Raw genomic sequence first — 14516 nt, forward strand, 5'->3', positions numbered from 1 at the left:
GCCGGGGACGGCGAACGGCATCAGATTGGCCCCGGCCAGGCAGACCGCCTCGAGGTCGCTGCCTCCGCCGAAGCCCCACAGCGGCGCGCCGAGCGACGCGGGCGCGGTGCCGGAGGTCTCGACGCGGCCGGCGATCACGCAGGCCGCCACCGGGTCGGTCGCTAGCAGCCGGTGGACGGCGGGCTCGTCACCCTCGTCGAGGACGCGCGCGGCGGACGTGCGGAGCACGGGGGGTCCGGGAGCGGGTCAGCTGACGCTGACGACGGGCGAGCCCGACGGCGTCCCGGCCTCGGTCTGCTCGGCCGCGATGCGCATGGCCTCCTCGATGAGGGTCTCCACGATCTGCGACTCCGGCACCGTCTTGACGACCTCGCCCTTGACGAAGATCTGCCCCTTGCCGTTGCCCGAGGCGACCCCGAGGTCGGCCTCGCGGGCCTCGCCGGGGCCGTTCACGACACAGCCCATGACGGCGACCCGAAGGGGGACCTCCATGCCCTCGAGCCCGGCGGTGACCTCCTCGGCCAGCTTGTAGACGTCGACCTGCGCGCGCCCGCACGACGGGCAGCTGACGATCTCCAGCCCGCGCTGGCGCAGGTTGAGCGACTCGAGGATCTGGTTGCCGACCTTGATCTCCTCGACCGGCGGGGCCGAGAGGGAGACGCGGATGGTGTCGCCGATGCCCCGGGAAAGCAGCGCCCCGAAAGCCACGGCGGACTTGATCGTGCCCTGGAACGTCGGCCCGGCCTCCGTCACGCCCAGGTGCAACGGGTAGTCGCACTGCGCGGCCAGCAGCTCGTAGGCGCGCACCATGATTACCGGGTCGTTGTGCTTGACGGAGATCTTGATGTCGCGGAAGTCGTGCTCCTCGAACAGCGAGCACTCCCACAGCGCCGACTCGACCAGCGCCTCGGGCGTGGCCTTGCCGTACTTGGCCAGCAGCCGCTTGTCGAGGGAGCCGGCGTTCACGCCGATCCGGATCGGGACGCGCGCGTCCCCGGCGGCCTTGGCGATCTCGCCGACCTTGTCGTCGAACTTCTTGATGTTGCCGGGATTGACCCGCACGGCCGCGCAGCCGGCATCGATCGCCGCGAAGACGTAGCGGGGCTGGAAGTGGATGTCGGCGATCACCGGGATCTGCGACTTCTTCGCGATGATCGGCAGGGCCTCGGCGTCGTCGGTGTCCGGGACCGCGACCCGCACGATCTGGCAGCCCGACGCCGTCAGCTCGGCGATCTGCTGGAGCGTCGCGTTGATGTCGGTGGTCGGCGTCGTGGTCATCGACTGGATGCTGATCGGGGAATCCGAGCCCACCCCGACCGAGCCGACCTTGATCTGGCGGGTTTTGCGCCGCGGGGCGAGTACGGGCGGGGGCGCTGCTGGCATTCCTAGGCTGACCGAAGTCAAAACATCCTCCATGTGGCGGCATTAGCCGCGTGGCAGTCCGATTTTCCTGATCTCATTATCCACCCCGGAGAAGTCGGTTCTCCTAGTTGAAGGACGAAGCTCACACGTACTTGGCGAAAGCACCGACGACCGGGTTCCATTCCGTGGTCTTCACGGCGGAGATCGCCTGGGCCCGGGTGAAGGGGTCCTCGCTCACGAGCTGGTGCAGATCGTCCTCGGAGTCGGCGGTGAAGACCAGCAGGGCTCCGGTCCCGTCGGCGAACGGCCCGGAGGCCAGGACCCGGCCCTGCTCGACGAGACGGGCCAGCCACTCCCGGTGGGCCGGACGGTGCTCCGCCCGGAGGTCGGACTGGTCGGGGCTGTAGACGTACTCGACGGCGAAAACACTCATAAACCCACCCTACGTGATCAGAGCAGGTAGTTCGCCGCGAGCGAGGCCACGCCGGCGGCCCACAGCATCGAGGTCAGGGTGCCGATGATGAAGCGTTCGGCGGCCGCCGGGGTCTCCTTGAGTTCGGCGTACCGGCCCAGGCCCTTGATCGCCACCACGTAGGCGATGGCCACCGGCTCGCTGGTGAGGATGGCGGTGGCGACGGCGAGCCGTTCGAGCACGCCGATGACGAGTCCGCCGCGGAGGACCCCCGCGGGGAGCTCGGGCGGCGGCGCCGGAGCGGGCGGGGCCCCCTGCTCCCAGGGGCTGGGCCGGGGCGGGGCCGGGAAGGCGAGCTGGGGCTGGTCTGCGGGCTCCGGCCCGGACTCGATGAGGCGCTCCTGGGCATCGACGGTCCGGGCCAGGCGCAGCACCAGGGTGGTGACGGGCCAGCCGAGCCCTCCCGCGGCGAGCAGGGTCAGGACGATCCAGATCAGTTCCATCAGCGATCCCCCTTGGACGCACCTGCGGCCGGGCCGCGCTCTGCACTGCCGGCAGGCTGGGGCCGGCCGCCGCCGGTGGCGGGACTTTCCGGCGCACGGACTGTACCGGAAGGGTTGGAGAGGTCGGCGGTTTCGGCCCACCGGAGCAGGAGCGCCGCCGCCGGGCGGGCGGCCCATTCCTCGGTCCAGGCCGAGCGCGCCACCGCCTTGCTGACCGACTGCGGGGCGATGCCCAGTTCCCTCGCAGCGGCGGTCTGACTCCCCCACCTGCCCGGTTCCAGCCGGTCAAGGATGCGCCACTCCGCCTGGGTCCGGTGCATGACATGGCGTCCGATCAGGGTCAGCACTCCCTCGGCCTCGGCGGCTCCGGGCGGGCCCTCCACGGCCAGCGGCGCGCGGTCGCCGGTCTTCTTGGCCCGCTCGACGGCGGTACGCGCGGCCACGAAGGCGCTGCCGCGTCCCTCCCGGGGGCTGGCGGGCAGGGGATGTTCGATGCCGCCGATCCCGAGTCCCACGTACCAGCCGCCCTGGCGCAGGCACAGCAGTGCCGCTTCGATGGCGGCCTCGGCCGTTGCGGGAATGCCCTGCGCCTCGTCGCCGACCGAGCGCTCGAAGGGGGTGACCACGTCGACCCCGCGGAGCAGCTCCAGGAGATCGGGGACGCGGTCGACGTCGTGCTGACTGCCGGCCTGGTCGATCGTGAGTACGAACACGGGCCTGAGCCTATAAGGCTGAAAGCCGATTTTCAACCATATTGGGGTTCAAATGAATTTACACCCTATCCGAAGAGGGACACCGGCTTCACGATATCGGCGTAGATCAGCAGGATGCCCATGCCCATCAGGAGGACGGCTACCGCGTAGGTCAGGGGCAGCAGCTTGGCCATGTCGAACGGGCCCGGGTCGGGGCGGCGGAAGATCCGGGCGACGGTGCGCCGCAGCCCCTCCCAGAGGGCGCCGGCGACGTGCCCGCCGTCGAGCGGGAGAAGGGGGATGAGGTTGAAGACGAACAGCGCGAGATTGACTCCGCCCACCAGCCCGACGAGGGTCGCAGCCCGTGCCTTGAGGGGGATTTCCTCCATGGCGGAGACCTCGCCGGCGATCCTGCCGACGCCCACCACGCTGATCGGGCCCTCCGGGTCACGGGGTGCGTCCGAGAACGCGGCCTCCCCGACATCGACCACCCGCTGGGGCAGGTTCAGCACGACGCCGGTGACCCGGGCCAGGGAATCCCCCACCGCGGGGAGGACCTCGCTGGCCGGCTGCGGCACCAGCTCCTGCTGGGAGCCGATGCCGATGAAGCCGACCTCTTTGGTGATTGGGGTGCCGTCGGCGTCGACGCGGGCCTGGCCGTCGGGCCCCGCCACGGGCCGCTCGGTGAGCAGCGGGGTGATGGACGAACTGCGCGTCTCCCCGTCGCGGACGTAGCTGATCGGAACGCTGCGGCCCGCGGCCTCACGGATCCACTCCGAGAACTGGTCCCAGCTTTCGACGTCGCGGCCGTCGAAGGTGAGGATGCGGTCACCGGGCTGGAGTCCCGCCTCGAACGCGGGGGCGGCCGGGTCGCCGTCGGCGCAGTCGGTCTGGCCGGTCTCGGCCTGCCGGTCCGCCGGAACCACGCACTTGTAGACCTCGGCGACGGTCGTCGTCGCCTGCGCGGTTCCGAAGCCCATGATGAGGACGGCGAACAGCACTATGCCGATCAGCAGGTTCATCAGCGGTCCGCCGAGCATGATGATGATGCGCTTGTAGATCGGGAGCTTGTAGAAGACGCGCTTTTCGTCGCCGGGCTGGAGCTGTACGGCGGCGGCCTGGCGTGCGTCATTGGTCAGCTGCTGGAAGACGCCGGTGCCGGACTGGCGGGCCCTGCCTTCCTCGTCGGTGGGCCCCGGCGGGAACATGCCGATCATCGAGATGTAGCCGCCGGCGGGGATCGCCTTGACTCCATACTCCGTCTCGCCCTTGCGGCGGGACCAGAGGGTGGGGCCGAAGCCAACCATGTACTGGGTGACGCGGACCTTGAACAGCTTCGCCGGCACCAGGTGCCCCACCTCGTGGAGCGCGATGGACGCACCGATGCCCACCACAACGAAAAGCACTCCGAGGATGAAGAGCAGAATAGACAAGGCGGTTCCTTCGATTTCGTGTTCCGTCGCGGTTGTGTCGGGCGGAATTGTGTCGGGCGGGGTGGTCGGACGCGGGTGCGTCCGGAAGGCCTGTCCCTATCCGGCGGAGGTTTCCTTCATTCCACAACGGGCGCGGGCGGAGGCGCGTGCCCGGCGTTCGGCGTCGAGCACCGCCTCAAGGGTGATGCCTCCGGCGTCGGCGCCGACGGGTGCCGCCCCGGTGTGCCCGGATTCACTGGTCTCGGCCACCACCGCGGCGACCGTATCGACGATGTCGGTGAAGCCGATGATGCCTGCGTGGAAGGCCTCGACGGCCTCCTCGTTGGCGGCATTGAAGACCGCCATCGACGTACCGCCCGCCGCGGCGGCCGCCTTTGCGAGGCGCACTGCGGGGAACGCTTCCTCGTCGAGCGGCTCGAAGGTCCAGCTCGCGGCGGTGCGCCAGTCACATGCGGCGGCGGAACCCGGGACACGGTAGGGCCAGCCGATTCCGAGCGCGATCGGAAGGCGCATGTCCGGCGGCGAGGCCTGGGCGATGGTGGAGCCGTCAATGAACTGGACCATCGAATGGATGACCGACTGGGGGTGCACCACGACGTCGATCCGTTCCAGCGGAATGTCGAAGAGCAGGTGCGCCTCGATGACCTCGAGGCCCTTGTTCATCATGGTGGCGGAGTTGGTGGTGACCACCCTGCCCATGGTCCAGGTGGGGTGGGCCAGCGCCTGGGCGGGGGTGACGGCGGTGAGGTCGGAGCGGGACATGCCGCGGAACGGGCCGCCCGAGGCGGTGAGTACCAGCCGGTCCACCTCGTCCGGGAGGCCCGACCGGAGGGCCTGGGCGAGGGCCGAATGCTCCGAGTCGACCGGCACCAGCTGTCCGGGTGCCGCTGCGTCCTTCACGAGCTGCCCCCCGACGATCAGGGACTCCTTGTTCGCCAGGGCCAGCAGGTGCCCTGCCCGCAGGGCGGCGAGGGTGGGCGCGAGGCCGATCGAGCCGGTGATGCCGTTGAGGACGACGTCGGCCTCGGGCCAGGCGGCCAGGCGCCGGGCCGCGTCGGGTCCGGCGGCGATCTCCGGGTTGTAGCCGCGCACTCCCGCGGCGTCTGCGGCCTTGCCGATGGCCTGTTCGAGTTCGCTTTCGGTGCACAGGGCGGCCCCGACCGCCGGGGCGCGGGTTGCCACGGCCTGTCGGGCCAGCATGGCCGGGTTGCGGCCGCCGGCGGCGAGCGCGGCGACGCTGAACCGGTCCGGGGCCTGGGCGATCACGTCAAGCGCCTGGGTGCCGATGGAACCGGTGGATCCCAGGATGACGACCCGGCGGTGGCCGCGCGGAAGCTTGGTGAAGTCCATGGCCCAAGTATCCCGCACGGCGCGCCGTCGGTAGAAACGGTCGTGCCTCTAGGCGAGCGCGCTGACGGCGTCGCGCACCGTCTGCTCCCCCGAGGTGAGTTCGAGGACCATTGAGCGGCCGGTGTTGCCGACGAGGAGTGCGGCGAGGACGGAGGCGACGTCGGCGCGAGGGATGGAGCCGAAGCCGGTCTTGGCGGCGAGCTTCACCCGGCCGGTGCCCGGTTCGTCGGTGAGTCCTCCTGGCCGGACGATCGTCCAGCTCAGCTGCTTCCGGGCCTGCAGGTCCTGTTCGGCGGCGAGTTTGGCCAGCAGGTAGGCGTAGAAGACGTCATCCATGCCGTCGGGCCGGACGCCGCCGTCGACGGAGTCGGCGCCCATCGAGGAGATCTGGAGGAAGCGTCCCACTCCGGCGAGTTCCGCGGCGTCGGCGAGCAGCACCGAGGCTGCGCGGTCGACGGTATCCTTGCGTTCAACGCCGCTGCCCGGCCCTGCTCCGGCGGCGAAGACGACGGCGTCGGCCCCTGTGAGGACGTCGGCCACTTCCTGGGCGGTGGCCGACTCGAGGTCGAGAACCACGGGGTCGGCTCCGTCCTGTCGAAGGTCCGCCTCGTGGTCGCGGTTCCGGATCAGTCCGGTGACGTCGTGGCCCTGCGCCACCAGCCGGCGGGTCAGTTCGCGGGCAATTTTTCCGTGGGCTCCTGCAATGACTGTTCTCATATGGGGACAACGGTTGTGGCCCCGGGCACATTCCCCGCCCGTCAGATGCACTTTTCCAGCGGGGCTTGTCGAGTGCGTCCGAGGGCGGACGTCAGGCCATTGCCGCACCAATCAACCCGCCGGAATGTCGGTGGCGGGTGACAGAGTGGGGTCATGGAAGCACCGACGCAGCCATCCACAACCCGGGAGATTCCCGTCCCGGCGGGGCTCAGCGGTGCAATCCAGTTGTTCTCCCCCGAACTGCTCGATGGGCCCGGCCTCGTGGCCGCCCTCGGGAAGATTGAGTCCCTGATCAACTGGGCGCAGGCGGGCCAGACACGGATCCTGCACCTGCTCGAACAGAACTTCCTCGACGCTGCGGTTGCCGATTCCCTCCCGCGGCCTGCCGGGAACGACGGGAGCACCCGGGCAGCACTTCGCCGGCTGGACGAAGACCTCGCAACAAGCCTCGCCGCCACGGAGGCCGCGTGTGTGCTGCGCATTCCGGAGCGCACGGCACTCGGGAAGCTGCGGACCGCCCGCCTGCTGTGCGAGGACTTCCCGGCAACCCTCCTGGCCCTGCGCAACGGTCAGCTCAACTACCGCCAGGCGGAGACGATCGTCGACGAAGCACTCCTGCTGCCACCCGACGCCCGGGCCGGCTTCGAGGAGCACCTGCTCGCCGCTGCTCCTACCCAGACGACGGCCGAACTGGCCCGCAGCAGCCGGCGCGAGCGGGAGAAAAATCACCCCGAGACGATTCTGCAGCGCGCACGGAAAGCAGCAGCCGACCGACGGGTGTCCCTGACGCCGGACCTCGACGGGATGTGCTGGTTCTCGGCCTATCTGCCGGCAGAGACGGCGACGACCGCGTACAACCGCCTGACCACTCTGGCCCGAGCGGTGCAGGGCCCGGACGAGCCGAGGACTCTCACCCAGCTGCGGGCCGACGTCCTTGCCGATCTGCTGACCAAGGCGGCCCTCCCGGCGGGCGGAAGCGACCCATCGGCACCGGCCGATGTTCTGGTGACCATGGATGTCCAGACCCTCCTCGGAGTCGCCGACCACCCCGCCGAGCTCGAGGGATACGGGCCCATCAGTCCGGAAACGGCGAGGGAACTCGCGGCGCTGTCCGGCAGCTTCCTCCCCCTGCTGACCTGCGAGGGCCGGAACGTGCTGGCCCTGGGCCGGAAGGCTCGGCTGCCATCGACGACGCTGCGAAGGTGGCTCCGGTACCGCGACGCGACCTGCCGTTTCCCCGGCTGCGGCCGGTCGGCGGCGAACTCCGACATCGACCACAGCATTCCCTGGTCGCAGGGCGGGCGGACGGACCACGGAAACCTCGCCCACCTCTGCTTCAAGCATCACATGTACAAGTCGGCGACTCGCTGGAACCTCCTCGAGAACGACGCCGGCACCCTGAAGTGGAAGTCACCCACCGGCCGCCACTACACGACGGCGCCGCCGGGACAACTGGCCGAGCCGCCCCCGTTCTGACGTCGGCCTCTCCCCCGGCGGAAGCACCGGGTGGACCCGCAAGGGACTGGAAGGGCGTAGCCAAGACGGGCATCCGCGCATGCCGTGAGCGGGTGATGCCCGCTCGGGCCCGGGCCCCTCCCCCGCAGGCAGGAACTCGAAGGCCTGGAAGGACACAGGAGCACGCAGTTCAGACAGGGAACAGGGCATGCCCTGAGCACCGTGATTCCCGCTCAAAACCCGGGCCGCAGCACCGCCGGCAGGAACTTGAAGGCCCGAAAGCAGCAGTCCGGACACGGAACTGCGCATTTCACGAACAGACCGCGCAATTCACGAGCAGGCCGCGCATGGCATGAACGGTGGGATCCCCCCATAGCGCCCATCTCCGTATGCTCCGCCGGGCCGGACGCTTCGGCTCCTACGTCAGTCGCGGACCCGGGAGAGCACCTGCTCGGCGTGCCTCAGGATGGGGCCGTCGATCATGCGCCCCTGGTACTGGAACACTCCGCCCCGGCCTGCGGCCTCACGCAGCAGGTCACGGGCCTGTTCAACTTCCTCGTCGCTCGGCGCGTAGGCCCTGCGCACCGGCTCGGCCTGGCTGGGATGGATGCAGGCCTTCGCGAAGAATCCCGAGGCCGCGGCATCCTCTGCCTCGGCCGAGAGCCCGTCAAGATCGGGAATGTCGAGGTAGACGGAGTCGATGGCGGGAATGCCGGCAGCCCCTGCGGCGAGGAGGACCTGCGAGCGCGCATGTGCGGCCACTCCGCGGTAGGCGCCGTCCTTGCCTCGGCTCGAGGTACCCCCGAGTGAGGCGACAAGATCCTCGGCTCCCCACATCAGCGCGGTGACATTGGGCTGGATCGCGATGTGCGGTGCCTTGAGGATCCCCGCTGCCGTCTCACACAGTGCGATTACGTCGTAGGACGGCAGGTGCAGTCCGACATCGCGGAGGTCACCGCCTGATCCGGCCTTGGCCAGCATGACCGTGCGGTAGGAGGTCCGGCGCAGCGCCGCGCAATCGCGCAGGAAGTCGCCCGTCGGAACCGGATTGATCCGCACGATGGTGCGCTCCGGATCCAGCGCGCTGTCAATGAGCGCCTCCCGCGCCGCCTCCTTGTTCTCCGGCGCGACGGCGTCCTCAAGGTCGAGGATGACGGCGTCGGCCCGCTCGGCGGCCTTGCGGTACCGCTCAGGCCGGTCCGCCGGACAGAACAGCAGCGACGGACCCATCGTGAAGCCGCTCACGAGCCGGCCGCCTCGTGTCCGGCCGGCTCAGATCCTGCCGCCTCGTGCCCTGCCCGGGACCACATCAGCACCGAGCGCTCCGCGGAAGCGACGACGACGCCGTCCTGGTTCCGGCCGGTGTGCACCATGGTGACGATCCCCTGTCCGGGGCGGGATGACGATTCCCGCACTCCGGTGATCTCCGTTTCGGTGTACAACGTGTCGCCGTGGAAGAGCGGATGGGGAAACCGGATATCCGTCAGCCCGAGCTGGGCCACGATGGTGCCCTGGGTGAGCTGGGTGACCGACTGGCCCACGAGCGTCGCCAGCGTAAGCATCGAGTTGACGAGCCGCTGACCGAAGGGCTGGCCCTGCGACCAGGCGGCATCGAGGTGAAGGCCCTGCGTGTTCATGGTGAGGGTCGTGAAGAGCACATTGTCGGCCTCGGTCAGCGTTCGGCCCGGACGGTGGGCGTACCTCACCCCGGTCTTCAGCTCATCGAAGTACAGCCCACGCTGCACGATCACCCCGCCCGACACCGGCTCCTGCGCCTCACCCATCGATGCGGACCTCGAGCGGAGCGCCGGTCCGAGCGATGACTTCCTCGACGCTCACGCCCGGTGCGGTTTCGCGCAGCACGAGCGTTCCGCCCCCGCGGGTGGAATCGACGTCGATCACCGCAAGGTCGGTGATGATGCGGTCGACACAACCCTTGCCCGTCAGCGGGAGGGAGCAGCGTTCAACGATCTTGGGGTTCCCTGTGCGGTCAACGTGCTCCATCATCACAATCAGCCGCTTGGCGCCGAACACGAGGTCCATGGCGCCGCCCATCCCCTTGACCATCTTGCCGGGAATGACCCAGTTCGCCAGGTCGCCGTTGGCCGCGACCTCCATCGCACCGAGCACGGCGAGGTCGACGTGGCCCCCGCGGACCATGCCGAAGGACGCGGCCGAATCGAAGAACGACGCACCGGCATTGACGGTCACGGTCTCCTTGCCGGCGTTGATCAGGTCGGGGTCCAGCTGCTCTTCCGTCGGATACGGTCCCACCCCGAGGATGCCGTTCTCGGAGTGGAGCACCACCTCGACGGACTCCGGGATGTAGTTAGGGATCAGCGTCGGCATCCCGATACCGAGGTTGACGTACTGGCCGTTTTCGAGCTCCAGGGCCACCCGGGCCGCGAGTTCATTTCGAGTCAATGCCACGTCTCAGGCCTCCTTGGCTGGTGATGGTTCGGTGGCCGACAGCGACACGGTGCGCTTCTCGATCCGCTTTTCGACGTCGGGCGCGTGCACAACCCGCTGCACGAAGATCCCGGGGAGATGGATGTGTTCGGGATCGAGTTCCCCCGGCTCCACCAGTTCCTCAACCTCCGCGATGGTGATCCGCCCGGCCTGGGCGGCCAGCGGATTGAAGTTCGCGGCCGTCGCGTGGAAGACGAGGTTGCCGTGGCGGTCGCCCTTCCAGGCATGGACCAGGGCGAAGTCGGGGCGCACCGATTCCTCGAGCACGTAATCGACGCCGTCGAAGGTCCGGACCTCCTTGGGTTTCGAGGAGACGAGTACGTTCCCGTCGGCGTCGTACTTCTGCGGCAGTCCACCCTCGCTCACGAGGGTGCCCACCCCGGCGGTGGTGTAGAACGCCGGGATGCCCGCGCCGCCGGCCCGCAGCTTTTCGGCGAGGGTGCCCTGCGGCGTCAGCTCGACCTCCAGTTCGCCCGAGAGGTACTGGCGGGCGAACTCCTTGTTCTCACCCACGTAGGAGCTGATGGTGCGGCGGATCCTGTGGTCCATCAGCAGGACACCGAGCCCCCATTCGTCCACCCCGCAGTTGTTGCTGATGGTTTCAAGGTTCCCCGTGCCCTGCGCGTGCAGGGCGTCGATCAGCACCGAGGGAATCCCGCACAGGCCGAACCCGCCCACGGCGAGGCTCGCCCCATCCTGGATGTCGGCTACGGCCTCCGCCGCGCTTGCCACAACTTTGTCGATCACTGCTTCTCCTTCAACTCCATTGCTGGCAGGTTACAGGCCCAACTCGCGCGCGATCAGCATGAGCTGCACCTCGGTGGTGCCCTCGCCGATTTCGAGGATCTTCGAATCCCGGTAGTGCCGGGAGACGGTGAACTCGTTGATGAAACCGTACCCGCCGAAGATCTGGGTTGCGTCCCTTGCGTTATCCATTGCGGCCTCGCCGGCGACCAGCTTGGCGATGGAGGCCTGCGTCTTGAACGGCTTGCCGGCGAGCATCCGCGACGCGGCGTCGTAGTAGGCGAGACGTGCGGTGTGCGCCCGGGCCTGCATGCGGGCGATCTTGAACTGGATCGACTGGTAGGAGCCGATATTGGTGCCGAACGCCTGGCGTTCCTTGGCGTACCGCAGCGACTGCTCGACGCAGCCCTGCGCGGCGCCGGTGGCGAGCGCGGCGATGGCGATCCGGCCCTCATCGAGGATCTGCAGGAAGTTCGCGTAGCCGCGGCCGCGGGTGCCCAGCAGGTTTGCCTCGGGCACGCGGACGTCGCGCAGGGTCAGCGGGTGGGTGTCGGAGGCGTTCCAGCCGACCTTGTTGTAGGCCTTCTCGGCGGTAAAACCGGGGGTGTCCGAGGGAACGAGGATCGTCGAGATTTCCTTTTTCACCGTCCCGTTGGGGCCCTCGGAGGTGCCGGTCACCGCGGTGACCGTGACCAGGCTCGTGATGTCGGTGCCGGAGTTGGTGATGAACTCCTTGGTGCCGTTGATGACCCACTCGCGGCCGTTCGGGCCGTCCTCGAGCCGGGCGGTGGTGCGGGTGCCGGAGGCGTCGGAGCCGGCTTCGGATTCGGTCAGGCCGAATCCGCCGAGGGCCTTGCCGGAGGCGAGGGACGGCAGCCAGGTCTGCTTCTGCTCCTCGGTGCCGAACCGGTAGATCGGCATGGCGCCGAGGGAGACACCGGCCTCGAGGGTGATGGCCACCGACTGGTCGACCCGGGCGAGCTGTTCGAGCGCGAGGCACAGCGCGAAGTAGTCGCCGCCCATTCCGCCGTATTCCTCCGGGAACGGCAGGCCGAACAGGCCCATGTCCGCCATCTGCTTCACCACGTCGTAGGGGAAGCTGTGCTCCTCGTCGTGCTTGGCGGAAACCGGCGCGACAACCTCGTCGGCGAATTCGCGCACTGTGTCGACGAGGTCCTGGTACTCCTCAGACAGTTCAAAGTTCATCGTGCTGATACTTCCTTCGCTGTTGGTTCCTGCGCTGCTGTTTCCTGCGCTGCTGTTTGCTGATCTGCAGTGTCCTGATCGGCTTCCTGCCCGGCGGATTCTCCTGCCGGGACGGCCTCCTCGACATGGATGCTTGCGACCACCTGATCGGCGCGCACCAGGTCCCCCGGTTTCAGGTTGAGGTGGACGGTTCCGGCGACGGCGGCCCGGAGCTGGTGCTCCATCTTCATTGCCTCGACGGCCAGGAGCACCTGGCCCTCCTCGACGGCGTCACCGTCGCTGACGGACACCGAGACGACGGTGCCCGGCATGGGGCTGCGCACGAGCGGATCGGCGGTTCCGGCAGCGCGGGCCACCAGCGCGAGCTGGGCCTGCAGGCGGGCGCTGCGGCTGAGCCGGCGCACCGAGACCGACCAGCCGCCCTCCCCCAGCCAGGACACTCCGTCGGCGTGCACCATCGCCACACCGGTGCGCACGCCGTCCACGACGGCGCCCCCTGCGGGATCGAACCGAACAGTTTGGGTCGGTCCATCATCGACGGCCACCGCGAATGTCCCGTTCGGCCCCGCGGAGTCGGCAGGCAGGATCGATACCGCACGGACGTCGTCGGGGCCCACCTCAAGGCTCAGCCGGCGCGGCTGGGGCACGCCCAGCCGGAAGCCGTCCCGGCGCTGCCAGGGCGGCAGCTCCGCTGCGGCAGGAGAGCCGCCGGCTCGGCCGTCGGACTGCAGATCGGACCTGAGCATCCCGACGGCGAGGACGGCGAGGTCGGCGTCGGTGACGGTCCGGAAGGCAAGCCCCGGCAGTTTCCGCTCGATCAGCGTGGTGTCGAGCCGCGCGTCACGGACGTCCTCGTCGCCGATGAGCAGGCGCAGGTATTCGGTGTTGGTGTCGATGCCGAGCACCACCGAGGAGGCGAGCGCGGTATCGAGCCGATCGAGGGCCTGGGTCCGGTCGGCACCCCACGCGATCACCTTGGAAAGCATCGGATCATAGGCGGCCGGGATGGTGAGCCCGGGCAGGAGCGAGCTGTCCACCCGGATCCCCTCGCCCGCCGGTTCCTCGAGGCGCAGCACTGTGCCCGAGGAGGGAAGGAAGCCTGCCTCCGGGTTCTCCGCGTAGACCCGCGCCTCAACCGCATGGCCGGTGAGCACGACGTCGTCCTGCCCGAAGGCGAGCGCCTCCCCTCCGGCAATGCGCACCTGCCACTCGACCAGGTCGACACCGGTGACGAGTTCGGTCACCGGGTGCTCCACCTGCAGGCGCGTGTTCATCTCCATGAAGAAGAACTCGTCCGGCGAGGCATCCGAAACGAGGAACTCGACCGTTCCCGCTCCGGTGTAGTTCACGCTGCGTGCGGCGTTGCAGGCGGCCTCGCCGATGCGGGCGCGGGTGGCCTCGGTGAGCAGGGCCGACGGCGCCTCCTCGATGACCTTCTGGTGGCGGCGCTGCAGGGAGCACTCGCGCTCCCCCAGGTGGACGACGTTCCCGTGCTGGTCGGCCAGCACCTGCACCTCGATGTGGCGCGGGGTGGGGATGAGCCGTTCGAGGAACAGGGTGTCGTCGCCGAACGCGGAGGCGGCAACGCGCCGGGCGGTCAGCAGCACCGCCGGCAGTTCCTCCGGCTCGTACACGGCGTGCATGCCCTTTCCGCCGCCGCCGGCCGAAGGCTTGATGAGCAGCGGGTAGCCGATGTTTTCGGCCGCCTCGATCAGCTGCTCGTCCGTCAGGCCCGGCTCGGCGAGCCCCGGAACGACGGGAACGCCGTGTCCGGCCACGTGGTTCTTCGAGCGGATCTTGTCGCCCATGACGTTCAGTGCGTGGACGTCGGGGCCGATGAAGACGATGCCCGCCTCGGCCAGCGCCCGGGCGAACCCGGCGTTCTCGCTGAGGAAGCCGTAGCCCGGGTGGACCGCTTCGGCTCCGGTCCGCCGGCAGGCGGCGAGGATCGCCTCGGCGCTGAGGTAGCTCTCGGCGGCGGAGGCGGGGCCGATCCGCACGGCGGTGTCGGCCTCCCGGACGTGGCGGGCCCCGGCGTCGGCGTCGCTGTAGACGGCGACGGAACGGATGCCCAGGGAGCGCAGGGTGCGGATGACCCGGCAGGCGATCTCGCCTCGGTTGGCAACAAGGACCGTCGAAAACGGCGGCCGGTGGGGAGCAGTCATGGGCAGGT

14 protein-coding genes and 1 pseudogene are annotated in these 14516 nt (G+C 69.3%); 1 reads left to right on the top strand and 14 read right to left on the bottom strand.

Going from position 1 to position 14516, the window contains the following annotated elements; translation table 11 throughout:
* The 8 genes and pseudogenes from QZX79_RS09260 to QZX79_RS09295 all read right to left on the bottom strand — a co-directional run.
* Nucleotides 1–228, bottom strand: a pseudogene (locus tag QZX79_RS09260) (GNAT family N-acetyltransferase); the annotation flags it as partial.
* 18 nt (nucleotides 229–246) lie between these two features.
* Nucleotides 247–1404, bottom strand: a complete 1158-nt coding sequence (gene ispG / locus QZX79_RS09265) for a flavodoxin-dependent (E)-4-hydroxy-3-methylbut-2-enyl-diphosphate synthase (RefSeq protein WP_294567795.1) — start codon at nucleotides 1402–1404, stop codon at nucleotides 247–249.
* Between the two features lie 100 nt (nucleotides 1405–1504).
* A complete protein-coding gene (locus tag QZX79_RS09270; protein WP_294567797.1) occupies nucleotides 1505–1795 on the bottom strand; it encodes a YciI family protein in 291 nt (96 codons plus the stop codon).
* A gap of 17 nt (nucleotides 1796–1812) precedes the next feature.
* Nucleotides 1813–2277: a hypothetical protein gene (locus QZX79_RS09275; protein ID WP_294567799.1), complete on the bottom strand. Its 465-nt coding sequence runs from the start codon at nucleotides 2275–2277 to the stop codon at nucleotides 1813–1815.
* Nucleotides 2277–2990, bottom strand: coding sequence for a helix-turn-helix domain-containing protein (locus tag QZX79_RS09280; protein WP_294567802.1), 714 nt, complete (start codon nucleotides 2988–2990; stop codon nucleotides 2277–2279). The genes QZX79_RS09275 and QZX79_RS09280 overlap by 1 nt, the downstream gene beginning before the upstream one ends.
* Before the next feature lie 65 nt (nucleotides 2991–3055).
* Nucleotides 3056–4402, bottom strand: a complete 1347-nt coding sequence (locus tag QZX79_RS09285) for an RIP metalloprotease (RefSeq protein WP_294567805.1) — start codon at nucleotides 4400–4402, stop codon at nucleotides 3056–3058.
* 96 nt (nucleotides 4403–4498) lie between these two features.
* On the bottom strand, nucleotides 4499–5752 hold the full coding sequence (gene dxr, locus QZX79_RS09290; protein ID WP_294567807.1) for a 1-deoxy-D-xylulose-5-phosphate reductoisomerase: 1254 nt from the start codon (nucleotides 5750–5752) through the stop codon (nucleotides 4499–4501).
* 48 nt (nucleotides 5753–5800) lie between these two features.
* A complete protein-coding gene (locus QZX79_RS09295) occupies nucleotides 5801–6469 on the bottom strand; it encodes an SDR family oxidoreductase (protein WP_294567810.1) in 669 nt (222 codons plus the stop codon).
* A 153-nt stretch (nucleotides 6470–6622) separates the two neighbouring features.
* Between QZX79_RS09295 and QZX79_RS09300 the strand changes: the two genes are divergently transcribed.
* Nucleotides 6623–7945, top strand: a complete 1323-nt coding sequence (locus QZX79_RS09300) for an HNH endonuclease signature motif containing protein (RefSeq protein ID WP_294567812.1) — start codon at nucleotides 6623–6625, stop codon at nucleotides 7943–7945.
* A 402-nt stretch (nucleotides 7946–8347) separates the two neighbouring features.
* Here QZX79_RS09300 and QZX79_RS09305 read toward each other — a convergent pair whose 3' ends face one another.
* Genes QZX79_RS09305 through QZX79_RS09330 form a run of 6 tightly spaced genes read right to left on the bottom strand, consistent with a single transcriptional unit; the run spans nucleotide 8348 to nucleotide 14508 of the window.
* On the bottom strand, nucleotides 8348–9154 hold the full coding sequence (locus tag QZX79_RS09305) for a CoA ester lyase (RefSeq protein WP_294567876.1): 807 nt from the start codon (nucleotides 9152–9154) through the stop codon (nucleotides 8348–8350).
* A gap of 11 nt (nucleotides 9155–9165) precedes the next feature.
* Nucleotides 9166–9708 (bottom strand): MaoC family dehydratase, encoded by a 543-nt coding sequence (locus tag QZX79_RS09310; protein WP_294567815.1) that lies wholly within the window; start codon nucleotides 9706–9708, stop codon nucleotides 9166–9168.
* On the bottom strand, nucleotides 9701–10354 hold the full coding sequence (locus QZX79_RS09315; protein ID WP_294567817.1) for a CoA transferase subunit B: 654 nt from the start codon (nucleotides 10352–10354) through the stop codon (nucleotides 9701–9703). Before QZX79_RS09315 ends, QZX79_RS09310 begins: the two co-directional genes overlap by 8 nt.
* Nucleotides 10355–10357: 3 nt before the next feature.
* Nucleotides 10358–11140 carry a CoA transferase subunit A gene (locus QZX79_RS09320; RefSeq protein WP_120166667.1) on the bottom strand — a complete coding sequence of 261 codons (783 nt, stop codon included), beginning with the start codon at nucleotides 11138–11140 and terminating at the stop codon, nucleotides 10358–10360.
* Between the two features lie 30 nt (nucleotides 11141–11170).
* Complete coding sequence (locus tag QZX79_RS09325; RefSeq protein ID WP_133403288.1) at nucleotides 11171–12343, bottom strand: acyl-CoA dehydrogenase family protein; 1173 nt, start codon at nucleotides 12341–12343, stop codon at nucleotides 11171–11173.
* Nucleotides 12340–14508 (bottom strand): biotin carboxylase N-terminal domain-containing protein, encoded by a 2169-nt coding sequence (locus QZX79_RS09330; RefSeq protein ID WP_294567826.1) that lies wholly within the window; start codon nucleotides 14506–14508, stop codon nucleotides 12340–12342. The genes QZX79_RS09325 and QZX79_RS09330 overlap by 4 nt, the downstream gene beginning before the upstream one ends.
* Between the last annotated feature and the right edge of the window lie 8 nt (nucleotides 14509–14516).

Origin of the sequence: uncultured Arthrobacter sp. (assembly GCF_902805515.1) — a bacterium.
Taxonomy (GTDB): Bacteria; Actinomycetota; Actinomycetes; order Actinomycetales; family Micrococcaceae; genus Arthrobacter_D.